This is a genomic window from Porphyrobacter sp. CACIAM 03H1 (assembly GCF_002215495.1).
In the GTDB taxonomy this organism is placed as follows: Bacteria; Pseudomonadota; Alphaproteobacteria; order Sphingomonadales; family Sphingomonadaceae; genus Erythrobacter.
The window spans coordinates 788408-815026 of the sequence record NZ_CP021378.1 but is presented as its reverse complement, the minus strand read 5'-3'; the positions used below and the strand labels follow the sequence as shown (position 1 = coordinate 815026).

Annotated in this window: 25 protein-coding genes and 1 tRNA gene; 13 read left to right on the top strand and 13 right to left on the bottom strand. The window is 69.1% G+C overall.

Annotation, left to right across the window (positions count from 1 at the left end; all coding sequences use genetic code 11):
* Positions 1-45: 45 nt before the first annotated feature.
* From CBR61_RS03980 to CBR61_RS03965, 4 genes are all read right to left on the bottom strand, one after another.
* Positions 46-2217: a transglycosylase domain-containing protein gene (locus CBR61_RS03980; RefSeq protein WP_088913191.1), complete on the bottom strand. Its 2172-nt coding sequence runs from the start codon at positions 2215-2217 to the stop codon at positions 46-48.
* A 119-nt stretch (positions 2218-2336) separates the two neighbouring features.
* Positions 2337-2744 (bottom strand): peptide-methionine (R)-S-oxide reductase MsrB, encoded by a 408-nt coding sequence (msrB, locus tag CBR61_RS03975; RefSeq protein WP_088913190.1) that lies wholly within the window; start codon positions 2742-2744, stop codon positions 2337-2339.
* A 71-nt stretch (positions 2745-2815) separates the two neighbouring features.
* The gene (locus tag CBR61_RS03970; protein WP_088915446.1) at positions 2816-3484 is read right to left on the bottom strand and encodes a glutathione S-transferase family protein; all 669 of its coding nucleotides are present in this window, start codon (positions 3482-3484) and stop codon (positions 2816-2818) included.
* A gap of 78 nt (positions 3485-3562) precedes the next feature.
* The gene (locus tag CBR61_RS03965) at positions 3563-3955 is read right to left on the bottom strand and encodes a hypothetical protein (protein WP_088913189.1); all 393 of its coding nucleotides are present in this window, start codon (positions 3953-3955) and stop codon (positions 3563-3565) included.
* Between the two features lie 110 nt (positions 3956-4065).
* Here CBR61_RS03965 and CBR61_RS03960 point away from each other — a divergent pair, with 110 nt between their 5' ends.
* Positions 4066-4458: a VOC family protein gene (locus CBR61_RS03960; protein ID WP_088913188.1), complete on the top strand. Its 393-nt coding sequence runs from the start codon at positions 4066-4068 to the stop codon at positions 4456-4458.
* Between the two features lie 47 nt (positions 4459-4505).
* On the opposite strand, the gene metW is transcribed toward CBR61_RS03960, so the two are convergent.
* Genes metW through metX form a run of 3 tightly spaced genes read right to left on the bottom strand, consistent with a single transcriptional unit; the run spans position 4506 to position 6633 of the window.
* A complete protein-coding gene (gene metW / locus CBR61_RS03955; RefSeq protein ID WP_088913187.1) occupies positions 4506-5108 on the bottom strand; it encodes a methionine biosynthesis protein MetW in 603 nt (200 codons plus the stop codon).
* Complete coding sequence (locus tag CBR61_RS03950; RefSeq protein ID WP_088913186.1) at positions 5105-5536, bottom strand: GNAT family N-acetyltransferase; 432 nt, start codon at positions 5534-5536, stop codon at positions 5105-5107. The genes metW and CBR61_RS03950 overlap by 4 nt, the downstream gene beginning before the upstream one ends.
* Complete coding sequence (gene metX / locus CBR61_RS03945) at positions 5533-6633, bottom strand: homoserine O-acetyltransferase MetX (RefSeq protein ID WP_088913185.1); 1101 nt, start codon at positions 6631-6633, stop codon at positions 5533-5535. The genes CBR61_RS03950 and metX overlap by 4 nt, the downstream gene beginning before the upstream one ends.
* Before the next feature lie 129 nt (positions 6634-6762).
* Here metX and CBR61_RS03940 point away from each other — a divergent pair, with 129 nt between their 5' ends.
* The 3 genes from CBR61_RS03940 (at position 6763) to CBR61_RS03930 (ending at position 10126) form a co-directional block, all read left to right on the top strand.
* Entirely contained in the window at positions 6763-7866 is a 1104-nt protein-coding gene (locus CBR61_RS03940; protein ID WP_088915445.1) for a pyridoxal phosphate-dependent aminotransferase, read from the top strand.
* Positions 7863-8771, top strand: coding sequence for a prephenate/arogenate dehydrogenase family protein (locus CBR61_RS03935; RefSeq protein WP_088913184.1), 909 nt, complete (start codon positions 7863-7865; stop codon positions 8769-8771). Before CBR61_RS03940 ends, CBR61_RS03935 begins: the two co-directional genes overlap by 4 nt.
* A gap of 155 nt (positions 8772-8926) precedes the next feature.
* Complete coding sequence (locus tag CBR61_RS03930) at positions 8927-10126, top strand: cytochrome P450 (protein WP_157696485.1); 1200 nt, start codon at positions 8927-8929, stop codon at positions 10124-10126.
* Here CBR61_RS03930 and CBR61_RS03925 read toward each other — a convergent pair.
* Genes CBR61_RS03925 through ftsE form a run of 4 tightly spaced genes read right to left on the bottom strand, consistent with a single transcriptional unit; the run spans position 10116 to position 13030 of the window.
* Complete coding sequence (locus CBR61_RS03925) at positions 10116-10808, bottom strand: lysophospholipid acyltransferase family protein (protein WP_233996843.1); 693 nt, start codon at positions 10806-10808, stop codon at positions 10116-10118. The genes CBR61_RS03930 and CBR61_RS03925 overlap by 11 nt on opposite strands.
* Positions 10805-11335, bottom strand: coding sequence for a YdcF family protein (locus tag CBR61_RS03920; RefSeq protein ID WP_088913182.1), 531 nt, complete (start codon positions 11333-11335; stop codon positions 10805-10807). The genes CBR61_RS03925 and CBR61_RS03920 overlap by 4 nt, the downstream gene beginning before the upstream one ends.
* A 10-nt stretch (positions 11336-11345) precedes the next feature.
* Positions 11346-12293, bottom strand: a complete 948-nt coding sequence (locus CBR61_RS03915) for a cell division protein FtsX (RefSeq protein WP_088913181.1) — start codon at positions 12291-12293, stop codon at positions 11346-11348.
* Positions 12290-13030, bottom strand: a complete 741-nt coding sequence (gene ftsE, locus CBR61_RS03910; protein ID WP_088913180.1) for a cell division ATP-binding protein FtsE — start codon at positions 13028-13030, stop codon at positions 12290-12292. Before ftsE ends, CBR61_RS03915 begins: the two co-directional genes overlap by 4 nt.
* 166 nt (positions 13031-13196) lie before the next feature.
* Here ftsE and CBR61_RS03905 point away from each other — a divergent pair, with 166 nt between their 5' ends.
* From CBR61_RS03905 to CBR61_RS03890, 4 genes are all read left to right on the top strand, one after another.
* Entirely contained in the window at positions 13197-14255 is a 1059-nt protein-coding gene (locus CBR61_RS03905) for a zinc-ribbon domain-containing protein (protein ID WP_088913179.1), read from the top strand.
* Positions 14256-14364: 109 nt separating this feature from the next.
* Positions 14365-14451 (top strand) — tRNA-Leu (locus CBR61_RS03900).
* Between the two features lie 140 nt (positions 14452-14591).
* Positions 14592-16244 carry a DUF885 family protein gene (locus tag CBR61_RS03895; RefSeq protein WP_088913178.1) on the top strand — a complete coding sequence of 551 codons (1653 nt, stop codon included), beginning with the start codon at positions 14592-14594 and terminating at the stop codon, positions 16242-16244.
* A 92-nt stretch (positions 16245-16336) separates the two neighbouring features.
* Complete coding sequence (locus tag CBR61_RS03890) at positions 16337-18520, top strand: putative bifunctional diguanylate cyclase/phosphodiesterase (RefSeq protein ID WP_088913177.1); 2184 nt, start codon at positions 16337-16339, stop codon at positions 18518-18520.
* Position 18521: 1 nt separating this feature from the next.
* Here the strand turns inward: CBR61_RS03890 and CBR61_RS03885 are convergent, their stop codons facing one another.
* Complete coding sequence (locus CBR61_RS03885; RefSeq protein WP_088913176.1) at positions 18522-19028, bottom strand: DUF6702 family protein; 507 nt, start codon at positions 19026-19028, stop codon at positions 18522-18524.
* The gene (locus CBR61_RS03880; RefSeq protein ID WP_088913175.1) at positions 19028-21463 is read right to left on the bottom strand and encodes a M1 family metallopeptidase; all 2436 of its coding nucleotides are present in this window, start codon (positions 21461-21463) and stop codon (positions 19028-19030) included. Before CBR61_RS03880 ends, CBR61_RS03885 begins: the two co-directional genes overlap by 1 nt.
* 136 nt (positions 21464-21599) lie before the next feature.
* On the opposite strand from CBR61_RS03880, the gene CBR61_RS03875 reads away from it, so the two are divergent.
* The 5 genes from CBR61_RS03875 to CBR61_RS03855 all read left to right on the top strand — a co-directional run bounded on the left by CBR61_RS03875 (position 21600) and on the right by CBR61_RS03855 (position 26606).
* Positions 21600-21785 carry a DUF5522 domain-containing protein gene (locus CBR61_RS03875; RefSeq protein ID WP_088913174.1) on the top strand — a complete coding sequence of 62 codons (186 nt, stop codon included), beginning with the start codon at positions 21600-21602 and terminating at the stop codon, positions 21783-21785.
* Between the two features lie 56 nt (positions 21786-21841).
* Positions 21842-22954, top strand: a complete 1113-nt coding sequence (locus CBR61_RS03870) for an S-(hydroxymethyl)glutathione dehydrogenase/class III alcohol dehydrogenase (protein WP_088913173.1) — start codon at positions 21842-21844, stop codon at positions 22952-22954.
* 100 nt (positions 22955-23054) lie between these two features.
* Positions 23055-24158 carry a GNAT family N-acetyltransferase gene (locus CBR61_RS03865; protein WP_088913172.1) on the top strand — a complete coding sequence of 368 codons (1104 nt, stop codon included), beginning with the start codon at positions 23055-23057 and terminating at the stop codon, positions 24156-24158.
* Positions 24151-25659, top strand: a complete 1509-nt coding sequence (locus CBR61_RS03860; RefSeq protein WP_088913171.1) for a lipopolysaccharide biosynthesis protein — start codon at positions 24151-24153, stop codon at positions 25657-25659. The genes CBR61_RS03865 and CBR61_RS03860 overlap by 8 nt, the downstream gene beginning before the upstream one ends.
* Before the next feature lie 68 nt (positions 25660-25727).
* Entirely contained in the window at positions 25728-26606 is an 879-nt protein-coding gene (locus tag CBR61_RS03855; protein WP_088915443.1) for an alpha/beta hydrolase, read from the top strand.
* The last annotated feature ends 13 nt before the right edge of the window (positions 26607-26619 follow it).

Genomic DNA, 26619 nt, shown 5'->3' with positions numbered 1-26619 from the left:
AGGGCGCCGGGATCCGATCCCGGCGCCCTTTTCGTATGGCGCGGCCTATTGCTCGCCCGGCTTCAGCGCCGGCGGCTGCGGCGGCGGGCGGCGCGGCGGCGGGCGCTGGTTCTGCGGCAGGGCGCCGCCGGTCGCCTCCTCGAGGAAGTCCTGGCTCGCGGCCGGCGGGGCGTTAGGGCCGCGCTCGCCCTCCACGCCGAAGGGCCCCGCGCCCGGATCGCGACGGCTCGGCTCGATCGCGTTGCCCTGCTCGTCGATGTAGTAGTAGTCCTCCGGCTCGCCGAACAGCGCCTCCTCGTCGGGTTCGAGCCATTCGGGCGGCTCGAGCGTGACGTCGAAGGGTTCGACCGGGCGGTCCCTGACGGCATAGCGCATGTAGGCGGCGAAGGCCTGCGCCGGGGCGCGGCCGCCCTGGAGGCCGGGGACGGGCTTGGCATCGTCGCGGCCCATCCACACGCCGGTCGTGATGCCGCTGGAGAAGCCGATGAACCAGCCGTCCTTGTTCGACGAGGTCGTGCCGGTCTTGCCCGCCACCGGACGGCCGATGTCGGCGGCGCGCCCCGTCCCGGTCTGGACCGCGGCCTGGAGCAGGTCGGTGATCCCGGCCACGACGTAATCGGGCACCGCCGGCGACTGGCGCTGGCTCTCGCGGCGATAAAGAACCTCGCCGCTCGCTCCCGTCACCTTGGTGATCCCGTAGGGCTCGACCGGCGCGCCCTTGGCGGCCACGCCCGCAAAGGCCTGGGTCATCTCGATCACCCGCATCTCCGAGGCGCCGAGCACCATCGAGGGGTTGGTGTCGACCTTCGAATCGATCCCGAACCGCCGCGCCATCGAGGCGACCGTGCCGAACCCGACCTCGTTGCCGAGCTGCGCCGCGACGGTGTTGATCGAATAGGCGAAGGCGGTGCGCAGGTCTGTCTCGCCGACGTTCCGGCCATTCGAGTTGCGCGGGCTCCAGCCGTCGATCGTCACCGGGGTGTCGACCACCTTGTCCTCGGGCGTGTAGCCGGCCTCCAATGCGGCGAGATAGACGAACAGCTTCCACGCCGAACCGGGCTGGCGCAGCGCGGACGTGGCGCGGTTGTAGTTGCTCGCCACGTAATCCGTGCCGCCCACCATCGCGAGAATCGCCCCGTCTCGGTCGAGGCTGACCAGCGCGCCCTGCGCGCCTTTCGGGGTGTTCGCTTCGATCGAGGCCGTCGCGGCTCGCTGCATCCCGATGTCGAGCGTGGTCCACACCTCGATCGGCTCGTAGGTTTCGGGCAGGATGATATCGAGCTGCGGCAGCACCCAGTCGGTGAAATAGCGCACCGAGTTCTGCCCGGCCTGCTCCTTGAGCTGCACCGTGCTCACGTCGACATCGGCCTGGTCGGCGCTGATGAAGCCCTGCTCGCGCATCAGCCGCAGCACCACCTTGGCGCGGTCGACCGCGGCCTGCACGTCGGCGGTGGGCGAATACTGGCTGGGCGCCTTGACCAGCCCGGCGATGATCGCCGCCTCCTCGACGCTGAGCTCGTTCGCCGGGTGGCTGAAGAACTTGCGCGAGGCGCTGTCGATCCCGTAGGCGCCGCCGCCGAAATAGACCTTGTTGAGGTAGAGCTCGAGGATCTCCTCCTTGGAGAACTTCCATTCGAGCGCCATCGCCAGCACCGCCTCGCGCGCCTTGCGGTCGGGGGTGCGGTTGTTGTTGAGGAACAGGTTGCGCGCCAGCTGCTGGGTGATGGTCGAGGTGCCGCCGATGCGCGATCGCGAGCCGGTGATCCATTCCGCCACCGCCCCGGTGAGGCGCACGGGATCGACCCCGAAGTGCGAACGGAACCGCTTGTCCTCCACCGCCACCATGGCGTCGGTCATGCTGCGGGGGATCTCGTCGTATTCGAGCCATTCGCCGAAGCTCGGCCCGATCTCGACCAGCTCGCGCCCGTCGCGCGCGCGGATGATGATGGTCTGCCCGGGCTGGGTGGCCTGAAGCGTGGCGAAGCTCGGCAGCGAGGAGGCGGCAAAGCCGACCGCGAAGGCGAGGAACACGAGGCCGAGCACCGCCACACCCGCACCCCAGACGAACAGGCGGCGCAGCCACAGCCGCCAGCCGGTGCGCGGCGGCTTGCCGCCGGGGCCGCGCGGGGCGGGGTCGGCCGCGCCGGACCGTTCCGCCGCCGCCCGGCGCTTTCCGCGCGCGCCCCTGTTCTGCAACTGCTCACCCCGTTTCGACATGACCCGTGCCCGATTGATGCTCCCCTGAACCGGGGCGGAAATGCGGCCCCTTGCATAGGCAAGTTGTAACCGGGGGTGAACCCGGCGCTGTGCGGCTCTCCCCGATTGCGGCGGCGGGCTCAGCCGCCGGCAGGAGTGAAGATCAGCGCGGCGGAATTGATGCAGTAGCGCAGGCCTCCCTGTTCGGGCGGGCCGTCGGGGAAGACGTGGCCGAGATGCCCGCCGCACTTGCCGCAGCGCACCTCGGTGCGGATCATGCCGTAGGAGGTGTCGCGGTGCTCCTCGATCACCTCGTCATCGGCAGGCCGGGTGAAGGCGGGCCAGCCGCAGCCGGAATTGTATTTGGCCGTGCTGTAGAACAGCTGCGTGCCGCAGGCGGCGCAGTGATATTCGCCCTCGTCGTAGAACTTGTCGTATTCGCCGGTGAAGGCGCGCTCGGTCCCCGCCTCGCGAAGGATGTGATACTGCATCGGGGTGAGCTTTGCGCGCCACTCGGCGTCGGTCAGGCTGCGGGGATCGTCGGTCATGGTGTCACCTCTCTCGTCGGGCCAATATCGGCCCGGGAGTGCCATTTCGCAAGCGAGCCCTCTTTCGTTACCTAACCGTCCAGCAGCGCATAATGCGCGGGCGGCTTGATCGTATCCATCCGCTCGGTCAGCAGCGGGCGGAAGCTCGGGCGGCTCTTGAACACGGCATACCAGCCGCGCGACTGTTCGTGCCCCGACCAGTCGATCCCGCCGAGATAATCCGCGACCGAGATCTGCGCCGCCGCCGCCAGATCGGCGAGGCTCATGGTAGATCCCGCCACCCACGGGCGGTTGTCGATCAGCCAGTCGAGGTAGTCGAGATGCCCGTGCGCCATCTTCATCGCGTTGCGCAGCGCGCCGCTGTCGGGCGGCTGGCGCAGGATGCGCTTCTTCATGCGTTCGGACAGCAGCGGCGCGGTGACATCGGCGTAGAAATTCTCGTCGAACAGCGCAACCAGCCGGCGGATCTCGGCGCGCTGGGTGGCGGTGCCGTTGATCATCGGGTTGCGGTCCACCGTCTCCTCGAAATACTCCGCGATCGCGCGGCTGTCGGGAATGGTGATGTTCTTCTCCGCATTGACGATCACCGGCGTGCGCCCGGCCGGGTTCAGATTGAAGAACAGGTCCGAGGCCGCCCAGGGGTCCTCGCGCACCAGATCGAAGGGGATGTTCTTCTCGCTCAGCAGCAGCCGGATCTTGCGGCTGAAAGGGCAGAGCGGGAATTGGTAAAGGAGCCACATGGTGGCCCGTTCCATGCCTCGTTTGGTGGCGGGAATCCAGCGCCCGATCATGGGCGCGCGGGGGATATGTCCGCTCTCTTAAAGCCCCGCAGCCGACTTCATCAGCTCGCAGACGGGCATCATCTGCGCGATCCGCTCGGCGCCTTCGGGGGTGTCGTTGCGGGCCGCAGCCTCGGTCGTCATCATGACGATGCTCTCGCGTGTCACCCCGGCGTCCATCAGCTTGGCCATGACCTGCACGAAGAACTCGCGCCCGCCCTGCGCCTCGGCATCGGGATAGGCGCTCCCGCGCGTATCGCCCGCCTTCTGCCAACGGCTGACCGTGGCATAGGCGATCGCACAGCGCACCGCGGCGGCCTGTTCGATCGGGAGATCGTCGATCGCATCGGCGCCCTGCTTCGGCGGCACTGGTTCGGGATAGGCAGGCGCTTCCTGAAGCACGAGCGCAGCGGCGAGGAGAGGCGTGAGCATGGCCCTTCGTATGCCCTGTCACCTGAACCAATGGCTACCGGAATCCGCATTGCGGGCGGGCAAGTTCCGTCCTAATCCGCAACCTGTCCTATGAGAGGAGACACCAATCCATGTTCAGTCACATCATGGTCGGCACCAGCGATTTCGACCGCGCCAAGGCCTTCTACGACAGCGTGCTCGGCGTGCTCGGCGCCGGCCCGGGGATGATCAACGTTGCCGCCACCGGCCACAAGCGCGCCTTCTGGATGCACAACGGGGGCATGTTCTCGATCAGCGAGCCGATCAACGATCAGCCCGCGACCTGCTCGAACGGGTCGACCATCGGCTTTGCCTGCAACAGCCTCGAACAGGTGCAGGCCTTCCACGATGCCGCCGTGGCTGCGGGCGGCAAGTCGATCGAGGACCCGCCGGGACCGCGCACGGGCGCGATGGGCACGCTGAACCTCGGCTACGTGCTCGACCTCGACGGCCACAAGCTCTGCGCCCTGCACCGGGCGGGCTGATCGTGCGCGCTCGCTGATGCGAGCGGGTCTGCGCCACCGAAGGTGGCCTAACGACTCAACTCGAAGACAGCAAACTCGGCGCGCCAGTTAGCCGCTGGCGCGCCGATCTGTTTCTCGTTCGCGAAAAACCACGCCCGCTCGATCCGCGCGCCCTTGAGCCGTGCGAGATCGCGGAAGTCCTCGACCGTGACATGGTGGATGTTCTCGGTCTCGTACCAGCTGACCGGCAGGGCGCGGGTCACCGGCATCCGCCCCCCGAACATCAGCGCCGCGCGGGTGCGCCAGTGGGCGAAGTTGGGGAACGACACGAAGGCGCGCCGGCCCACGCGTAGCAGCTCGTCGAGCATCAGGTCGGGCCGCGTCGCGGTCTGCAGGGTCTGGCTGAGGATCGCGTAGTCGAAGGCCTTGTCGGGGTAGTTGGCGAGGTCGAGATTGGCATCGCCCTGCACCACGGAAAGTCCCCGCGCGACGCAGCGTTCGACCAGCGCACCGTCGAGTTCCATTCCCCGCGCATCGCAGCCGCTTTCCGCTTCGAGCACAGCCATCAGCGCCCCGTCCCCGCAGCCGATGTCGAGCACCCGGCTGCCGGGCGCGACATGGGCGGCGATCGCGGCTAGGTCGGGGCGCAGGGAGGGTACGGGGCTCCTCATCGCCAGCCGCTTTCCGGGCGATACTGGCGGAACCACGACAGGTCGTCGGGCACGCCATAGCCCAGTTTCTCGTAGACCCCGTCGGCGTCCCGGGTGACGAGCAGGAAGCGCCGCACCCCGGCGAGTTCCGGGTGATCGTGGAGGTGGCCGACCATCGCCCGGGCAAGACCCCTGCCGCCATGCTCCGGGATCACGAATACGTCGGCGATCCAGGCGAAATGCGCCCGGTCGCTGACCGCGCGGGCGAAGCCGACCTGCGCCGCGCCGTGGAAGGCGGCGACGCACAGCGAATGATCGACAGCACGGTCCATCCGTTCGCGGGTGAGGCCCTGCGCCCAGTAGCTGTTCGCCAGCACCTCGTGCATCAGCGCCCGGTCGAAGCGCGACGGATCGGTCTCCAGCCGGTAGCCCTGCGCCAGCCCGCTCATTCCACGAACCCCTTCACCACCCGGTCGAGCTGGTCGTGTTCGAGCAGGAAGCTGTCATGGCCGTGCGGTGCCGACAGTTCCACGAAACTGACCTTCGCGCCCGCCGCGTTCAGCGCGTGCACGATGTGGCGGCTCTCGGCGGTGGGATAGAGCCAGTCGGTATCGAAGCTGACGATGCAGAAGCGCGCCTCGGTGCCCGCGAAAGCGTCCGCCAGTTTCCCGCCGTGCTCCTCGGCGATGTCGAAATAGTCCATCGCGCGGGTGATGTAGAGGTAGCTGTTCGCATCGAACCGGCGGGTGAAGCCGCTGCCCTGATACCTGAGATAGCTTTCCACCTGGAACTCGGCGTCGAAGCCGAAGCCCTTGGCCTCGCGGTCCTGCAACCGGCGCCCGAACTTCTCGGTCAGCCCCGCTTCGGAGAGGTAGGTGATGTGCGCCGCCATGCGCGCGACGGCGAGGCCGTTGTCGGGCTTGGCGTCGCCCGCGTAGTAGTCGCCGCCGTTCCACGCCGGGTCCGCCATGATCGCCTGCCGCCCGACCTCGTGGAAGGCGATGTTCTGCGCCGAGTGCCGCGCGGTGGACGCGATCACCAGCACCCGCGCCGCGCGCTCGGGCCAGTTGGCGGCGAGGCTCAGCGCCTGCATCCCGCCCATCGACCCGCCGACCACCGCGTGCAGGCGCGCGATCCCGAGGCCGTCGAGCAGCGCCACCAATCCGCGCACCATGTCGCGGATGGTGATGACGGGGAAGCGCATCGCATAGGGCTGTCCGTCCGGGGCGAGGCTGGCGGGGCCGCTCGATCCCATGCAGCTGCCGATCACATTGGCGCAGATCACGAAGTGCCTGTCGGTGTCGATCGGCTTGCCCGGGCCGACCATCCGCTCCCACCAGCCGGGCTTGCCGGTGATGGGGTGCGGGCTGGCGAGATACTGGTCGCCGGTCAGCGCATGGCACACCAGCACGGCGTTGCCCTTGTCCGCCGCCAGCGTGCCATAGGTCTCGTAGGCGATCTCGCAGGCCTCGAGCACCTGCCCGCTGTCGAGCGGCAGGGGGTGGGGGACGCGGTAGACCGGGGAGACGGGCGGGGCGGCGTTCATGCGAAAGTTGCGAAAGCGGAAAAACGGCCCTTCGACAAGCTCAGGGCGAACGGCTAACGAAACTTTTCGCAAAATCCGCCCGTGCTGAGCTTGTCGAAGCACTGCCTTTTCTTCAAGCGGCGCATCACGATGACTATCGCAAGACCCGAACCGAAGCCCTGGATCGCGCAGATCCACGCCTATGTGCCCGGCAAGTCGAAGTCGGCGAGCGGCAAGCCGCTGACCAAGCTTTCGGCCAACGAGAACCCGCTGGGCTCCAGTCCTGCGGCGCTGGCTGCGCTGGCGGAAGGGCACAACCCGGCGGATTACCCCGATCCCGATGCGCGCGCCTTGCGTGACGCGATCGCCGAGGTTCACGGGCTCGATCCCGCGCTGATCGTGTGCGGCACCGGCTCTGGCGAGCTGCTCCACTGCGCGGTCCAAGCGCTGGCCGGGCCGGGCGACGAAGTGCTCATGTCGCGCTACTCCTTCTCGCTCTATCCGCTGCTCGCGCAGAAGGTCGTCGCAACCCCGGTCTTCGCCGAGCCCGAGGGTTATGGCGCGAGCGTCGACAACCTCCTCGCCGCCGTCACCGAGCGCACCCGCGTGGTGCTGCTCGACAACCCGAACAATCCCGTAGGGACCTTCCTGCCGCCCGCCGAGGTGGCCCGCCTCCACGCCGGCCTGCCCGGCGATGTGCTGCTGGTTATCGACGAGGCCTATGGCGAATATGTCGACCCGGCCTTCCAGACCCAGGCCTTTGCCCTCGCCGCAGCGCACGAGAACGTGCTGGTCAGCCGCACCTTCTCAAAGGCCTATGGCCTCGCCGCCGAGAGGGTTGGCTGGGTCACCGGTTCGGCGCACCTGATCGATCTCGTCAACCGCCTGAGGGGCGCGTTCAACGTCTCGGTGAGCGGGCAGAAGGCCGCACTGGCGGCGCTGGGCGACCAGGCTTTCGTCGCACGCAGCCGCAACCACAACGCGACGGAGCGGCAACGACTGGCCGACGCCATCGCGATGCTCGGCAATCACGGGATCTCGGCACCGCCGAGCGAGGCCAACTTCCTGCTCGTCCATTTCGACGGCGACGTGACGGCCGCACAGGCGCTCGAGGCGCTGTCCGACGCCGGATACGCCGTGCGCCACCTGCCAAGCCAGGGCTTGCCGAACGCCCTGCGCATCACCATCGGCACGACGCAAGCAACCACCGACGTCATCGCCACGCTGCGCCGGCTGTGCGGAGAGACGGCATGAGCATCGCGCGGGTCGCGATCATCGGCCTCGGCCTGCTCGGCGGCTCGATCGGGCTGGCGGCGAAGGCGCGCAGCCCCGGGATCGTCACCACCGGTTGGGACCGCGACCCGGCCGTGCGCGCAAGGGCGACCGAGCGCGGACTGGTGGGCACGGTCTGCGAGACGGCGGAAGCCGCCGTCGCCGGTGCCGACCTCGTGATCCTCTGCGTCCCCGTCGGCGCGATGGGCGATGCCGCGCGGGCGATCGCGCCGGGTCTCGCGCCCCACGCGATCGTCAGCGACGTCGGCTCGTCCAAGGCGGCGGTGGCAAGCGCGCTGGCCGAGGCGCTGCCGGGCGCCTGCGTGATCCCCGCCCACCCCGTCGCCGGGACCGAGCAGAGCGGGCCGGACGCGGGCTTCGCTACCCTCTTCGCCGGGCGCTGGTGCATCCTCACCCCGCCCGAGGGCGCCGACCCGGCGGCGGTCGCGGCGCTGTCGGACTTCTGGACCGCGCTCGGCTCCAGGGTCGAGATCATGGACGCGGCGCACCACGACCTCGTGCTCGCGGTCACCAGCCACATCCCGCACCTCATCGCCTACACCATCGTCGGGACCGCCAGCGATCTCGAGGAGGTGACCCAGAGCGAGGTGATCAAGTATTCCGCCGGGGGCTTCCGCGATTTCACCCGCATCGCCGCCTCCGATCCGGTGATGTGGCGCGACGTCTTCCTCAGCAACAAGGGCGCGGTGCTCGAGATGCTCGGGCGCTTCGTCGAGGACCTCACCGCGATGCAGCGCGCGATCCGATCGGCCGATGGCGAGGCGCTGTTCGACCTCTTCACCCGCACCCGCGCGATCCGCCGCGCGGTGATCGAGCAGGGGCAGGACGATCGCCGCCCCGATTTCGGACGCGAACACGGAGAGTGATCGCGCGGCGGGCTGCGCCCGGCTCTAGGGCGCCGCGAAGCGGAGCGCGATGCGCCGCACCCTGATCTCGCCTGGTGCGATGATGGACCGGCACGGCACCTCTCGCGGCGCGGATCACGTTTTACAAGCGGGGCGGCTTCGCGCACAGAGCGGGCGTGACCACGTTGCCCGACCCCGCCCCGCTGCCTGCCGCGACCGACCCGGCGGAGCGCGACCCCTTCGCCGCCGCGCGCCGGGGCGAGGGCGTGCTGCTTGCCCAGTTCGACGGCGAGCCGATCCCGATGATCCTCGGCCACCGCGCGGTGCGCCGGGCGGCGAAGGAATGGCAGACCTTCAGCTCCGACGCGCCCTGCCGGGTGCCGATCCCGGAAGAGACCGGGGTGCGCAGCATCAGGCAATTGCCGATCGAGGCCGATCCCCCGCTGCACAAGGCGGCGCGCGATCTGTTGAAGCCGATCTTCATGCGCCCCGCCGCGCCGGAATACGCGGCCCGGATCGAAGACCTCGTCGCCCGCCTGCTCGCGCCGCTGGTGGGGGCGGGCGAGGTAGAGATCGTGCGCGGTTTCGCCCTGCCGCTCCAGTCGACCGCCCTCACCCACCTCATCGGCATGCCCGAAAGCGCGGCGAAGGAATGGATCGGCTGGGGCGTCCACGTCTTCCACGACGGGCCGGACAGCGCCGCCAAGGGCTCGGTGCTCGACCGCTACATCCGCGAGCGGATCGCCGCCGCGCGCGCCGCGCCGGGCGCGGATCTGTTCGGGGCGATGACGCGCATGCGCCTCGACGGCCGCCCGCTCACCGAGGACGAGATGGCCGGCATCGCCAACCTCGCCTTCGCCGGCGGGCGCGACACGGTGATCACCGCGATCGCCGAGATCATCGCCTACTTCGCGGGCAATCGCGCGGCGCTCGAACGCTTGCGCGCCGAGCCCCGGCGGATCGCGGCGGCGGTGGAGGAATTCGTCCGCTACACCTCGCCGCTCACCCATATCGGGCGCGTGTGCCCGCGGCCCACGACCGTCGGCCCCCATGCCGTCGCCGCCGATACGCGGGTCTCGCTGTGCTGGGCCTCGGCCAATTTCGACGAGACCGTGTTCGATGCGCCGGAGGAAATCCGGCTCGACCGGATGCCCAACCCGCATCTCGGCTTCGGCAGCGGGCACCACAATTGCCTCGGCGCGGCGCAGGCCCGCGCGATCCTGCGCGCGCTGATCCGGCAGCTGGCCGAACAGACCGCCGACATTGCCATCGTCTCGCAGGTGCGCGGCGAGGAGCATTTCGGCGCGCTCGTGCGGCACGTCGGCTTCCGCGCGCTGACCGTCCGCCTGTCCGCCCGCCCGGCCTCTAGCCGTTGAGCGCGTTGATCGCCGCGTGCACCCGCGCCTCGACCTCCTCGCGCGGAAGGCCCGCGGGGATGGTCTCGCCGACCTTGTAAGTGATCCGCCCCGGGCGCTTGACGACCGCGTGGTAGAGCCTGCCGCTGTCGACCGCGATCGGCACCACCGGCAGCCTGAGCAGCTTGTAGAGCCCGGCGAACCCCGCCTGGAGCGGCGGACGGGTGCCCACGGGGACGCGGGTGCCCTCGGGGAAGATCACCAGCGGGCGGCCCTGTTCAACCCGCTCCTTCGCGGTCGCCAGCATCTGCCGCAGGGTCTTGGCGCCCTCTTCCCGCGCCACCGGGATGAGGCCGTAAACCAGCGCGGAATAGCCCCAGCCCGGGATGCGGAACAGTTCCTGCTTGGCGAAGACGGCGGGGAAGGCGAACAGGCGCGGGGTGTCGATCGCCTCGAAGAACGCCTCGTGCTTGACCGCGATCAGCACCGGGCCTTCGGGCAAGGTCCCGTCGAGCACCACCTTGATGCCGAGCACCTTCTCGACGCACCACAGGTGCCAGCGCCCCCACCGCCCGACGATGCCGCGCAGCCAGCCGGGCTTTGCCGTCACCGCCACCACCGAGGCGGTCACCAGCAGCACGCTGCCGCCATAGAACAGCACGTAGAAGGCGAGCGAGCGCAGCGCGGCGATGAGCCAGCTCAAAGGTCGGCCAGACCCGCCGCGCGGCTCGCGATCAGCTTGTGATATTCGAGGAACAGCGTGCCGAGATCGGGCTGCGAGGGCACCGCGTCGCGGATCACCGTGACGTGTTCGGGCAGCGTCCGGTCAAGCTCGCCCGCGGCGCGGCGCATGTGCCAGTCGGTCGTCACCAGCCGCAGGGACCGCACCTCGTTCTGCGCCACCCACTTGGCGGTTTCGGCGGCGTTGGAGCGGGTGTCGACCGCCGCGAAGCCGAGCGTCACGCAGCAGGCCATCTGCCGCGGGGAAACTCCGAACTGGGCGGCGAATTCCTGCGGCCGCACCTCGGGATCGACCCCGCTGACCAGCAACTTGCCCGCCAGCCCCTGTTCGAGCACCGTGAGGCCGCGCGCGATCCGCCCGGGGCCGCCGGTGGGGACGATCACCGCATCGGTCGTCACGCCGTCGGACGGCTTGGGCAGGGCCACCACGAACCACAGGAAGCCGATCGCCCAGGCGAGAAACAACAGGGAAAGGGCACGCCGGATCATCGTCACGCGCCTAAAGCATGTCCTTGAGGGCGAGCGCAATGGTGATGCGGGCCGTCACCAGTGCGAGCAGCACGCCCGCGAGCGGGATCGCGGCGATCGCCAGCCAGTCCGCCAGCATCAGCCCTCCGCCGCTCACCATGCCGCTGCCGAGAGCGGCGAACTGCTGGCCAAGCAGCCAAACCGCCGCCACCCCCAGTCCCGTGCCGAGCAGCGCGCCTGCCGCCGCCTCGCGCAACACGTCGCGCAGGAACACCGCGCTGATCTGGCTCTGGCTGGCGCCCAGCAGGTGCATGATCTCGACCGTGTCGCGCGCGGCGGCAAAGGCATTGCGCGCCGCCAGCCACACCGCCGCCGCAGTCGCCAGCGCGACCAGTGCGATGAGGCCCAGCGCCAGCCATTGCAGCGCAGCGAGGGCATCGTTCACGGGGCGCAGGAAATCGCCCTGAGCATCGACCCGGGCGCCAGGCACCTGCGCGGTCAGCGCCGCCTCGATCCGGGCGATCTCGGCGGGGCCCGCCTTGCCGGCGAGATCCACGTCGATCAGCGCCGGGATCGGCACATCGCCCTCGCCCGCGCCCGGGCCGAGCCAGGGTTCGAGCATCGCGACCAGTTCCGCCTCGGGCACCAGCCGCACCGCGCTCACGCCCTCAATCCCGGTCAGCACCGCGACCGCTGCCTGTCCCCGCGCAGGGCGCAGATCGGGGTTGGGCTCGATCACCTGCACGCTCACCGCGCTCGACAGGCCCGCGCTCGCGGCGGTGGCAAGGTTGCGGAGCGCGAGCCCCCCGGCGGCGGCGATCACCACCAGCGCGATCAGGATCGCGATCACCCAGGGGATCGGCCCGGTCAGCCGGGTAGGAGGCAGCAGCCGCGCCGCCGCGCGGCCGGTCGGGCGCGCGGGGGGCGCATCCTCGGCCGGTTCCTCGGGCGCGGCGGACAGGGGCGGCAGCGAGCTCATGGCGCGCCGCCCCCCACGGGCGCGGACGGCCGCGGCGGATAGCGCAGCGCCCCCGTGGGATCGCTGAGCTGGCCCTTGTGCAGCCGCATGATGAGCGAATCCGGCACCTTCTTGAGCAGGTGCACATCGTGGGTCGCCACCACCACGGTTGTGCCGACACGGTTGTTGAGTGCCTCGAACAGCCGCAGCAGCTTCAGTGCCATGTCGGGGTCGACGTTGCCGGTCGGCTCGTCGGCGATCAGCATCTTCGGCCGGGCGATCACCGCGCGGGCGATGGCAACGCGCTGCTGCTCCCCGCCCGACATGGTCGGCGGCACGGCATGGGCGCGGTGCGCGAGGCCCACCCAGTCGAGCATGTCGCCGACCGCCTTCACCACCTTCTTCTCGTCCGTCCCCGCGAGGCGCAGCGGCAGAGCGACATTGTCGAAGGCGGTGAGGTAGGGGACGAGGCGGAAGTTCTGGAACACCACCCCGAGGCGGCGGCGCAGCTCCGGCAGGCGGCTCTGCGGCATGGTGACGAGATCCTGCCCGAACATCCGGATCGCCCCGCGCGAGGGCCGCTGGGCAAGGTAGAGCATCTTGAGCAGGCTGGTCTTGCCCGCCCCGCTCGCGCCGGTGAGGAAGTAGAAGCTGCCGGGATAGAGCGTGAAGCTGAGATTGCTCAGCACCTCGGGCTCGGTGCCGTAGCGCAGCCCGACATTGTCGAATTTCACGTGGCCGTCGAGGGTCTCGCTCATGCCGCGCACCTATCAGGGGGGCGCGCGGCGGGAAAGCCGGTGATCGCCGGGAGGGGTCCGGAATGCCCGATTTACGCCCCGCAATGTGGAAAACAGCGGGTAAATGGGGGCCCCGAGGGTGCTTCCTCTTGTTTGCGCAGGCCTGTGGACTATCACCGAGTGTGACATGATCATCGCCTGCCCAGCCTGCGGCACCCGCTACGCGGTGCCCGATGCTGCCATCGGCAGCGAGGGGCGCACCGTGCGCTGCGCCAAGTGCAAGCACAGCTGGTTCCAGGAGCCGCTCGAGACGGCGGCCACGCCTGCGCCCGAGCCGCAACCCGCGCCCCCACCCGCGCCCGCGCCCGCTCCCGCAACCCGGCCGGAACCCGAACAGTCCCGGCCGGCTCCCCAGCCCGCCGCCACCGTCGCACCCCGACCCGCACCGGTCGCCGCGCCGCCGCCACCGCCCACGTCCGCCCCGGCACCCGAAGCCGAAAGTGACGGGCCCTCGGTAAGCCACTGGCGCACGCCGGCGGAACCCGGCGCGCCGAGCTATACGCCCGAAAGTGCATCGCTGGCCGTGCGGGCCCTGCGTCATGGTCGCGCCGCCCAGCAGGAGCCGGCACCCCCACCGCCCCCGCCTCCTCCGCCGCCGACACCGGCGCCGACCTTTGCCGAGACCCCCTCCTTCCCCGACCCGGCCACGCCCGGCGAGACCATCCCCGACCCGCCTTTCGACGATGACGAGGGCTATGGCGAGGACGCGGATGGCGGCGAGGGTTCGCAGTTCGATTACCGCGCGCCCTTCACCCGCCCGCGCAACACGCTGAGGATGTGGACGCTCGCCGCCGCCCTGTTCGCCGCACTGGCGACCGGCACGGCGGTCGCGGTCAACTATTACGGCCTGCCCGAATGGCTGCCGCTCGAGCGGCCGACCTTCGGCGTCGGGCGCCCGGGGCTCGAGCTCAATTTCCCCGCGGCCGACCAGCGCCGCGAACCGCTCGAAAACGGCGAGGTGATCTTCCGCGTGCGCGGCACCATCACCAACACCGCGAGCGAGAGCCTCGATGTGCCCAACGTTCTGGTGGTGTTCAGCGACCGGCGCGAACGCAATATCGGCGACTGGGTGGTGGTGCCCTCCCAGCGCCGCCTCGCCCCGGGCGAGACCGTGACCGTGACCGAGGCGATCGCCAACATCCCTCCCGGCGCGGCCGGTGCGGCCCTCGGCTGGGCGCCGCGCTAGGACGCGCGAGAAAGTCTGCGTCAAAGAGCTTGCGCGGCTGCAAACCCCTTGCTAGGGGCGCGCTCCTACCGCGGGGCCAGCGCTTTGGCTGCCCCGGCAAACCCCGAGTGCGGTCGTGGCGGAACTGGTAGACGCGCAACGTTGAGGTCGTTGTGGGCGAAAGCCCGTGGAAGTTCGAGTCTTCTCGACCGCACCATTTCAATCCGGACACAAGCCATCGTCCCGCCGCACGGTCCCCCGGGGCCGTGACAGCGCGACGTCGTGCGCTCTCCGGCACCCTCTTGGATAAGCGCGCATTCTGCTCCATCATCGCAAGCGGTTTGCGGGGGAGGGGTTATGCGGTGGTTCCTGGCGTTTCTGGGCTTCGCGCTGTTCTGGGCGGGCGCCGTCCGCGCCGAGGAAGCGGATCCCGGATACGACGCGCTGCTCGCGCTGCACGAGGACCTGCGCGACTACATGCTCCCCGGCTTCACCGCAGGGGTGGTGATGGATTCCGGCGCACGGGTGGGCGAGGTCTATGCCGATGACCTGATGGCCCGCAAGCTGGCGGGGCTGGCGGCCTTCGAGACGCGGCTCGCCGCCCTGCCGGTCAAGACATGGTCGCGCGCCGGACAGGTCGATTACCTCGCCGTCAAGTCGATCCTCAACGGCTACCGCTTCAACCTCGAGGTGCTGCGCCCGTGGAAGCGCGACCCGGGCTTCTACCTCGATCCGCTGATGGGGGTCGCCTTCAGCGAGGTGACGGGGAGCGAGGCCGACATCGCCAAGCTGCGCGCGCGGCTTGCGATGGTGGCGCCGATGCTCGCCTCGGGGCGGCAGAATCTGACCGAAGTGGCGGGCGATTTCGCCGATCTTGCGATCCACAATCTCGAGAACAGCGACGGGGTGAACCACTACCATCCCTATCGCGCGGTCCCGCCGGCCGGGATCATCGGCTGGTATGACGACCTGCTGGCGCGCAGCCGTGCCTCGCGCCCCGATCTCGTCGCCGATGTCGAGGCCGCGCGGGCGGCGGTGATCGCCTTTCGCGACTGGCTGCGGGCCGAACGGCCGCGCATGACCGCCCCCGGCGGGGTCGGGGCGGAACGCTACGACTGGTATATCCGCCATGTCCGCATGATCCCGCTGACCGCCGCCGAGATGCTCACCCTCGCCGAGCGCGAGCACGAGCGCATGACCGCCGCGCTCGCCCTGCTGCGCCATCGCAATCGTGACCTTCCGCAGCTCACCCTGTCGCGCAGCGCCGCCGAGCAGGCCGAAAAGATCAGGGTGACCGACGCCGCCGTGCGCCGCTTCCTCACTGAGGAGGAAATCGTCACCATCCCCGATTACGTCGGCGAGCTCGGCACCAACACACCCTATATCGAGCGGCCTGGCGGCCCCAATTTCTGGGAGCAGATCCAGTTCCGCGATCCGATCCCCGATCACCTCCATGCGGTGATACCGGGCCACCGTTTCGATGCCGTTCTGGCGGCGCGCGACACGCGCCCGATCCGCGGCAGCTACAGCGACGGCGGGCGGGCCGAGGGCTGGGCGACCTATCTCGAGGAAGCGATGATGCTCGCGGGCGGCACCCGTCACACCCCGCGCGCCGACGAGTTCATGCAGCTCTTCGGCATCTTCCGCGCCGCCCGCGTGCCGGTTGATATCGGCATGCAGCACAACCGCATGACCGTCGCCGAGGCGGTCGCGGCGATGCGCGCGCGCACCCCCTGGCTCGACGAGGACGTGGCGCGGGTCGATGCCGAGATCTACCTGCGCCGCCCGCCGGGCTACGGGGTCGCCTATACCATCGGCAAGCTCCAGATGGACGCCCTGCTCGCCGACCGCGCAGCGCAGCTCGGCGAGGCCTTCCGCTTGCGGGAGTTCCACGATGCCTTCCTCGCCGCAGGCCGGCTGCCGATCGCGCTGACCCGCTACGAGATGACCGGATATGGCGAGGAAGTGGCGCTGTTCTGGACGACACCGCCGATCCCGCCCGCCGGCTGACGCGGCGCGCCCTCCCAAGGGCGTCGGACTTGCGGCAATACGCGCCTGCCGGGGCACGTTTTCTTAAGAGCTTGTAAGGCACAGCCGCGGGCGTGAAAGACCTGCTACGCCTCGATGCCATCCGCAATCTCGGACTCGAGGCGATTCCCGATCGCGACCTGTTCTCGCGCATTACCCTGCTCGCCAGCACCATGCTCGGCTGCCCGATCGCGCTGCTATCGGTTGTGGAGCAGGACCGCCAGTGGTTCCTCGGGCGCACGGGCACCGACCTCTTGGAAACCCCGATCGGCGATTCGTTCTGCGCGGTCTGCATCCAGAGCGAACAGCCGATGCTGATCGCCGATGCGCGCACCGATCCGCGCCTCCGGGACAATGCGCTGGTTACCGGGGCCCCCTTCATCCGCTCGTATCTCGGCGTGCCGATTCGCACGGACGAGGGCGTTCTGCTGGGCGCCTTGTGCTGCATCTCGCCCGAACCTGACGCTTTCCGCCCGGAACAGATCGCGCCGCTGGCGATGCTTGCCGAACTCGCCGAACAGTCGATCGCGCTCCACGCCCGCACCCGTGCGCTCAGCACCGCCAATGCGGCCCTGCGCCAGACCAGCCAGATCTTCCGCCAGGCCGAACGCGCGGTGAATGTCGGGAGCTGGTGGGTCGATCTGGCCACCCGCCAGCTGCACTGGTCGGATCAGGTCTATGTCATCACCGGGCTGGAGCCGGGCCATTCGATCGATGTGCGCGACGTCGTGCAGCTCTACCAGCCCGATGACCGGACGATGGTCAGCAAGGCGATCGACGACACGATCGAGGGCGGCAAGCCGTTCATGTTCGAGACTACGATCCACCGCCGCGACGGAGAGCGGCGCCGCATCCGCGTGGTCGGCGAACGCATCGATGTCGACGGACAGCCCGACTGCGTCGCCGGGATCATCCTCGATTGCACCGAGGAGCACCTGCGCAATGTTGCCCTCAAGCGCGCTGCCGAGCGCGACCGGCTGACCGGGCTCTACAACCGCGCGACCTTCGACCGGCGGCTGGCCGAGGCGATGCAGCACGTCGAGAGCGCGCCTGTCGCCATCGCGCTGCTCGATCTCGACGGGTTCAAGGATGTCAACGACACGCTCGGCCACCTCGTCGGCGACCGGGTGCTGGAAGCAATCTCCGCACAGTTGCAGATGCGCACCGCCGCAGGCGTGTTCCTGGCGCGCTGGGGCGGGGACGAATTCGCGATGCTCTTCCCCCCGGCCATGACGCTGGCGGAGGTGACCGGCTTTCTCGACGAACTGCTCGCGGAACTCGGGGAGATGCCGCCGCTCGGCAACAGCCAGATCCGGATCGGCGCGACCTGCGGGGTGGCGCGGATGGACAGCGCCGCCAGCAGCGAGGAGATCATGCGCCGCGCCGACCTTGCGCTCTATCGCGGCAAGGAGGAGGGGCGCGGGTCGGTGGTGTGCTGGGACGAGCAGATCGAGGCCCGCCAGAACGAACGCCAGAAGGCCGTTGCCCGGCTGCGCAGCGCGCTCAACGCCGACCGAGCGCTGGCAGCCTACCAACCCATCATCGAACTCGCGACCGGCAGGGTCGTCTCGGTCGAGGCCCTGCTGCGGCTGCGCGATGCCGAGGGCACGCTGCTCGCGGCGAGCGATGTCTTCTCCGCGCTGCTCGATCCGGAACTCTCGCGCCGGGTCAGCCGGGTGATGCTCGACCAGATCGTGGCCGACGGGCCGGCGATCCTCGAACTGTTCGGGCCCGAGACGCGGGTCGGGATCAACCTGTCGGACGCCGATCTCAGGCAGGGCGACTTCGTGCGCCACCTGATCGAGGTGATCGACGACAGCCCGCTGGGGCCGCACAACATCACCATCGAGGTGACCGAGACCATGCTGCTTGACGCCGGCGGCAATCTGCGCGCCTCGCTGGCGATGCTGGACGAATGCGGCTTCACCATCTGCCTCGACGACTTCGGCACGGGTTTTTCCTCGCTCACGCACCTGCGCGCCTTCCCGATCCACAAGGTCAAGATCGACCGCGATTTCATCGCCGCGATCCGCGAGGATCACCAGTCGCGCCTCATCATCCAGGCGATTGTGCAGATGGGCCATTCGCTGGGCCTGCGCGTGGTGGTGGAAGGCGTCGAGACCGAGGAGCAGGAGACCTTCCTGCGCGCCATCGGCTGCCGCCACGTTCAGGGCTATCGCTACGGCCGCCCGGCGCTGCTGGCGGACCTGCAAAACCGTTTCGCCGCGCCCGATATCGCCGTTCGGCGCAGCGCCTAGGCTAGGGCGTCAGCGGGGCATCGGCCGGGACCGAACCGGCCCTGAAGATGAAGGTGTTGACCTTGGTCCCGCCGCCGATGTTGACCCGGTTTTCCTGCCGCGCCCAGACATCGGTGAGGATCTGCGAATTGAACCGCAGCACCGCCTGCCCGCCTGAGGGTGCCGGCACCTCCTGATAGACCCACAGGCTGCCGCCCGTGATCTCGCTGCCGACATAGGCGGGCTCGACCACCTTGCCGTCGACCTGCAGCAGGAACCGCCGCGTGACGTAGCGGGCGAAGGCCTCGCGGCTCTTTTCCGAGCCGATGATGTCGGCGCTCTTGGCCCCCTGCGCTCTCAGCGCGTGTTCCGCATCGTGGACCGGCACCTGGTGCGCGATCTCGATCGCGCCGCTGCGCGCGTTCAGGGCGATGGTGCTGATCGCGATCTTCTGCTGGTGCGCCAGCGCCGCCCCGCCCGCGAGCGGGGCCAGCACCAGTGCGGCCAGCAGCAGCAGCCGGTGCAGCATCACTTGCGGTTCTTGACCGGCTCGGCGCCCGCCGCCTCGCCCATCAGATCGCGGCTGACCCGCGACTTCGACGCTTCGTCCTTGAAGGCCTCGATCCGGCTCGGGATGATGCGGCGCGGGTAGTGGTTGTCCTCGAGGTTGGCATCGCCGGTCTCCCAGTCGGGATCGACCATCACCTCGACCAGCTCCTTGTTCTTCGGGAAGACCAGCAGCTTGGCCACTTCCTTGGAATTGCGGCGCCAGATCTCGGCCGGGATGTTGAGCTTCTGCTTCGATCCGTCCTTGAAGGTGAGGCCGAGGATGATCGGCATCACGAGGCCGCCCTTGTTGGTGAAGTTGAGGACGTAGTAGTTCGCATCCTCCTTCACCGCCCGGTCGAAGGCGGCGCGTTCCCACGGGGCGAGGCCTTCGAGGAAATCGGTGTAGCCCTTCCGGTCCTTGGGCGTGACGGTGAATTCGTCGTTCTTGTCGTAGAAATCGGTGACGCCCGGGTTCTCCATCACCCAGATCGGCAGCCCCTGTTCCTTGTTCAGCCCGATGCCGACCGGCGTCGGCTCCTCGGCCCTTTCCTGACGGCGGCGCGGCAGGTCGATGTCGGGGTTCTTGCTGTCCATCTTCAGCCGGTAGATCGAATCGAGGCTGATATCGACGTGATCGGTGGTGTAGAACCAGCCGCGCCAGAACCAGTCGAGGTCGGTACCCGAGGCTTCCTCGATGGTGCGGAAGAAGTCCGCCGGGGTCGGACGCTTGAACTTCCAGCGGCGCGCATATTCCTTGAGCGCGAAATCGAACCGCTCGCGACCGATCACCGTGTCGCGCAGCACGTGATAGGCGGCCGACGGCTTGCCATAGGCGTTCGAGCCGAGGTCGGTGATCGAATCCGACTGGGTCATGATCGGCTGCTGGTTGTTCGAGACCATGTAGGGCACGAGGTCACGCGCGAGGCTGCGGGTCCAGGGCATGTTCGGATCCCACTCGTAGCCCGCGACCGAATCGAGGAAGGAGTTGATCCCCTCGTCCATCCAGGTCCACTGGCGCTCGTCCGAGTTCACCGTCATCGGGAAGTAGATGTGCCCGATCTCGTGGATCACCACGCCGACGAGGAACATCTTCTCGGCCAGCGAATAGGTGCGGCTGCCGTCCTTGTTGAGGGTGGTGCGCGGCCCGTTGAAGGTGATCATCGGATATTCCATCCCGCCGACCGGTCCGTTGACGGACTGGGCGGTGGGATAGGGATAGTCGAAGCTGAATCGCGAATAGACCTTCAGGGTGTGAACCACCGCTGCGGTCGAATACTTGCGCCACAGGTCCCCGCCCTCCTTGGGCCAGAAGCTCATGGCGAGCACGGTCTCGTGCTCGGCGCCGGGCTGCTTCACCCCTTGCGCGTCCCACATGAACTTGCGGCTCGAGGCCCAGGCAAAATCGCGCACGTTGGTGGCGGCGAACTTCCAGGTCTTCTTGCCGCGGGGATTGCCGGCCTCGGCGGCGGCGGCTTCCTGCGGGGTGACGACGAAGACGGGGGCGTTCGCGTTCTTCGCGGTCTCGAGCCGCTGGCGCTGGGCGGCGGTGAGCACGGTTTCCGGGTTCTGGAGCGTGCCGGTGGAAGCGACGATGTGATCGTCGGGCACGGTCATCTCGACCTCGTAATCGCCGAATTCGAGCGTGAACTCGCCGCGGCCGAGGAACTCCTTGTTGTGCCAGCCTTCATAGTCCGAATAGACCACCATGCGCGGGAACCACTGGGCCATCAGGAAGATGTCGTTGCCGCCCTTCCTCGGGTCATCGGGGAAGTGCTCGTAGCCCGAGCGCGCGACGACCGCGTCCTCCTCGACGATGTTGAAGGCCCATTCGATGACGAATTCGGTGGTCTGGCCCGGCGCGAGCGGCTCGGGCAGGTCGATGCGCATGAGGGTGCCGACGATGGTGTGCGGCAGCTTCGCGCCCGCCATCGTGGTCACCGCGCCGATATCGTAGCCATAGTCGTTGTCGGCCATCGACTGCTGGCGGCGCAGTTCGTCCATCGAAAGCTTGGTCGGCTCGTTGCCGGAACCCAGCGCGACCTTCGGCCCGCGTCGGCCCGCGCCGCCGAACACATCGGTCAGCTCGGCCATCGAATCGCGCTTGAAGATGTTCTGGTCGAGCTGCATCCACAGCCACGGCAGGGCATCGGGCGAATTGTTGGTGTAGCGCACCGTGGCGCGCGCGGTCAGGCGGCGCTTGGTCTCGTCAAGCTCGGCGGTGATCTTGTAATCGACCTTCTGCTGCCAGTATTCGTGCCCCGGCGCGCCGCTGGCGTTGCGGTAGGTGTTGGGATCGGGCAGCACCTCGTCGAGCTGGCGGAACTTGTCCTCGAAGCCCCCCTTGGTCTGCTGCACGCCCTGGGCGTGGGCGGGAACGGCGAGAAACAGGGCGGCAAGCAACAGAACGAGGCGCAAGAGCGTTCTCCGGCAAGAATGGCAGGCGCGTGAGAGAGCGCAAATCCGGCAAGCGCGCAAGCGGGTATGGTGCGCCGGGCGGCAATTTTATGTCGTGCATGGCATCGCGGACACTTTGGCCCTATCGGATGCGACCATGACGCAGCCCGAATGGCATGTCCTGCACGAAGCCGCCTGCGCCCGCGGGGAAGCGACCTATTGCGATCCCGAAACCGGCTACACCGTCTTCACCCGCCTTGCGCACCTGAAGCGCGGCAAGTGCTGCGGATCGGGATGCCGCCATTGCCCCTACGATCACGAGGCGGTGCCCAAGGCACGTTGACGCTTGCCAAGCTGCGAAGCTGCGGGAATAGGCGGGTTCACGAGGAGACCCGCCCCATGAAGACCCGCGCCGCCGTTGCCTTCGCCGCCAAGCAGCCGCTCGAGATCGTCGAGCTCGATCTCGAAGGCCCGAAGGCGGGCGAGGTGCTGGTGGAGATCATGGCGACCGGCATCTGCCACACCGATGCCTATACGCTCGACGGCTTCGACAGCGAGGGGATCTTCCCCAGCGTGCTCGGCCACGAGGGCGCGGGGATCGTGCGCGAAGTCGGCGCGGGTGTGACGAGCGTGAAGCCGGGCGATCACGTGATCCCGCTCTACACCCCCGAATGCCGCCAGTGCAAAAGCTGTCTCTCGGGCAAGACCAACCTGTGCACCGCGATCCGCGCCACGCAGGGCAAGGGGCTGATGCCCGACGGCACCACCCGCTTCAGCTACAAGGGCCAGCCGATCTACCACTACATGGGCTGCTCGACCTTCTCGAACTTCACCGTGTTGCCCGAGATTGCGGTCGCAAAGATCCGCGAGGACGCGCCCTTCAAGTCCGCCTGCTACATCGGCTGCGGGGTGACGACGGGCGTGGGCGCGGTGACCAACACGGCCAAGGTGCAGGTCGGCGACAATGTCGTGGTGTTCGGCCTCGGGGGCATCGGCCTCAACGTCATCCAGGGCGCGCGGCTGGCGGGGGCGAACCTGATCGTCGGGGTCGACATCAATCCGGCGCGCGAGGAATGGGGCCGCCGCTTCGGCATGACCCACTTCCTCGACAGCCGGGGAATGAGCCGCGAGGAGATCGTGGCGAAGGTGGTCGAGATGACCGACGGCGGCGCGGACTACACCTTCGATGCCACCGGCAACACGGAAGTGATGCGCACCGCGCTCGAAGCCTGCCACCGCGGCTGGGGCACCAGCGTCATCATCGGGGTGGCCGAAGCCGGCAAGGAGATCGCCACCCGCCCGTTCCAGCTCGTCACCGGGCGCAACTGGCGCGGCACCGCGTTCGGCGGGGCCAAGGGTCGCACCGACGTGCCCAAGATCGTCGACATGTACATGACCGGCAAGATCGAGATCGACCCGATGATCACCCACGTCATGGGCCTCGAGGAAATCAACACCGCCTTCGACCTGATGCACGAAGGCAAGTCGATCCGCTCCGTCGTCGTCTTCTGAGCCCTGCCGCGCTCGCTCGGGCGAAGCCCGTGGTTAACCGGGTGGTTACGCCCCCTTGCTATGGCCTTCGCCTGACGCCCGCGGGCGAGGCAGGTGAGGAATGTACGAGAGCAGGATTGCAGCCGATCACCTGACGGTCGCGGCGGTCGAGGGCTTCTGCCCCGAGATCGACGCGCTGGCGGCGTGCAACCTGTCGGATCACGGCTTCCTGCGCGCGGCTTGGTATGGCGCGGGGCAGGCGGACAAGGGCCGCACCCTCGTGCTGCGCGGCGCCAACGGCGCGCCGCTCGCCGCGATTCCGACCGTTGCCTTCGGCCCGCAGGTGGCGGGCGCGCGCAAGGTGCCCGGGAGCTACTGGCCGCTGCGCTCGCCCCTGATCGCGCCCGGCTGCGGCGTCTCCGATCTCGCCCACGCGCTCGGCCATGCGGCCTCCTACGGCCTCGGTCCGGTATGGCGCATCGGCCCGGCGCGCACCTGCGATCCGACAATCGCGCGGGTGATCGAGGCGGCGCACCTCGCCAACTGGACGATCCTCGCCCGCCCCGCCGGCATCAGCTGGCTGGTCGATCTGGAAGCGGCGAAAGCGAACGGCTGGCCCCGCCCCTCGGTCGGCAAGAAGTTGCGCGCCGCGTGGCGCAAGCTCGAGGAGCTCGGCACGCTGCGCTGGCACCACGTCCGCGGGAGCGGGTGGAGCGAGGCGGCGCTCGAGGACATGGGCCGGATCGAGGCCGAAAGCTGGATCGCCCGCACCACCGACGGGCGCGGCGCGAAGTTCATGACCCCCGCGCAGCGCGCCCAGTGGCAGGATGCCCTGCGCGATCCCGTGATCGCCGAAAATCTCTCGGCCGCGATCCTGATGCTCGATGACCGCCCGATCACCTTCTGCTTCGACCTCGACGACGGACCGGTGCGCTATGGCATCGCCAGCAGCTATGTCGAGGACATGAAGCGGTTCAACATTGGCAAGCTCGCCAATTACCGCTCGATGGAGGACGCCATCGCCGCAGGGCAGCGCGTGCTCGATCTCGGGGTGGGCGACAGCGGCTACAAGGAAGAGATGGGCGCGGCCGAAGGCTATGCCATGAGCGATCTCCTGTTCGTCCGCAGCCGCACTGCGGCGCTGATGCTCGCCCGCCTGTGGGGCGAACCGCTGGTGCCCGCACGCCTTGCCCGCCTCGAGCAGACCGGGGCCGGGCGTGGCTGAGGCCGATCCGGCAGCCGCCGGCCCCTCGCTCGCTTCGCAGGTGCGCACCGCGGTGATCTGGCGCTCGGGCAGCCAGGTGCTGACCCAGCTCGTCTCCTGGGCCTCGACCCTGATCGTCATCCGCCTGCTCGCCCCGCAGGACTACGGCCTGTTCGCGATGGCGCAGGTGATGCTGACCCTGCTCAACACGATGAACGGCTGGGGCCTCGCCTCGGCGCTGATCCGCGAGGAGACCGTCAGCGAGGAGCGGCTGCGCCAGACCCTGGGGATGCTGATCCTGCTGAACGGGATGCTGGCGCTGGTCCAGTTCCTCGCCGCGCCGCTGGTGGCGCTGTGGTTCGAGCAGCCGATGGTGGCGGACCTCTTGCGGGTACAGGCGGTGCTCTATCTCGCGGTGCCGTTCTGCGCCGTGCCGCACGCGATGCTCTCGCGCCGGATGGACTTCCGCCGCCCGGCGCAGGTGCGCCTTGCCGCGGCCGTGGTCGGCGCGGTGACGGCGCTCACCGGCGCGTTGTCGGACTGGGGGGTGTGGACGCTGGTCGCCGCGCCGATGGCGATGCTGTTGACCGAGGCCGTGGGCATGACATGGGCCGCCGGTGCCCCGATCCGACCGGTGTTCCGGTTCGGCGGGGCGGGGCACATCGCGGGCTTCGGCGGGGTGATGACCGCGACCCAGCTGTTCTGGTTCGCGCAGAGCCAGGCCGACATCGTGATCGCCGGACGCGTGCTCGATCCGCACGATCTCGGGGTCTACACCACCGGCCTGTTCCTCGCCCAGCTGCTCGCCGCCAAGTTCGTGCCGCCGATCAACGAGGTCGCCTATGCCGCCTATTCGCGCCAGCAGGCCGAGGGCGAGGCGGACATGATCGCCCCCGCCCTGATCGCCACGATCCGGCTGGTGATGCTGGTGGCGCTGCCGGCCTATGCCGGGCTTGCCGTGGTCGCCCCTGTGCTGGTGCCGGTGCTGCTCGGCGAGAAATGGGTCGAGATCGCCCCGCTGCTGCCGATCCTTGCCGGCGCGATGGCGATGCTGACATTGCAGATCCTGTTCTCCCCCGCGACCAACGCACGCGGCTTTCCTGGGATCGCGCTGAGGGTGACGATCGTCGGCAGCGCGGTGATGCCGATCGCCTTCTTCACCGGATCGTGGTGGGGCCTCACGGGCTTCGCCTGGGGCTGGGTCGGAGGCATGACGGTGCTGACCGGGGCGACGATCCTGCTGTCGCGCCCGGTGATCGGCTTCAGCCTCGCCGGCCTCGCCCGCGCGATCCTGCCGCCGCTCGCCGCCGCGCTGGCGATGGCGGCGGGGGTGGCGCTGGTGCTGCGGAGCCTGGCGGGGGCGCCCGACCTTGCCGCGCTCGCGATCGCGGTGCCGGTCGGCGTCGCGCTCTACCTCGGTCTGCTCCACCGGATCGCGCCCGATCGCCTCGCCGAGGCACTGCGCTTCATCCGCAACCGCGGCGAGACCGGGAGCGCCGCCGTGCCCGCCCCGGCGGAGTGAACGCGCGGTGCCGGAACTGGCAAAAGCGCGCGATTGACTTGGGCCGAGCGATGCTCTTGTGCGGCGGCATGACCACCGCGCGGCCTGCCCCCGTCACCCGTCTCCATCCCGTCAACGGCATCGATCTCGCGGTCCACGAATGGGCGTCCGAGGGCGGCGGGGTGCCGCTCGTCTTCGCCCATGCGACGGGGTTTCACGGCCGGGTCTGGGACACGATCATTGCGCACTTCCCGGCGCATCCTGCCTACGCCCTCGACCTGCGCGGGCATGGCCGCTCGCGCGCGGGGCCGATCACCGACTGGCGTCTGCTGGCCAGCGATGTCGCTGAATTCCTTGAGCAATCGTCGTTGAGCGGTGCGGTCGGCATTGGCCATTCGATGGGGGCGCACACGCTGCTCCAGGTCGCCGCCGACCGCCCGGAGGCCTTTGCCCGCCTCGTGCTGTTCGATCCGGTGATCCTCGCGCCCGAATTCTACGGCGAGGGCGAGCCGCTCTACACCGCCGACAACCCTCACCCCGCGATCCGCCGCAAGCGCGACTTCCCATCCGCCGAGGCGATGATCGAACGCTTCGCCGCGCGCGATCCCTATGACCTGTTCGACCCCCGCGTGTTCGAGGATTACTGCCGCCACGGCCTTGTCCCCGCCGCTTCGGGCGAGGGTCTGGAACTCGCCTGCGCCCCCGAGGTCGAGGCCAGCGTCTATGCCTCGAGCCGCAGCAACGGCGCCATTCTCGAGGCGGCGCGGCGGGTCGATATCCCGGTGCTGGTGGTGCGCGCGCAGATGACGAGCCTCAACGATTTCAAGAGCTCGCCGACCTGGCCGGAGCTGGCGAACGTGCTGCCGCAGGGGACCGACCTCTACCGGCCGGACATGACCCATTTCCACCCCTTTCAGGACCCGGCGGATGCGGCGCGGATCATCGGGGACTTTGCAGGTTTCACGTGAAACATTGCCGGCG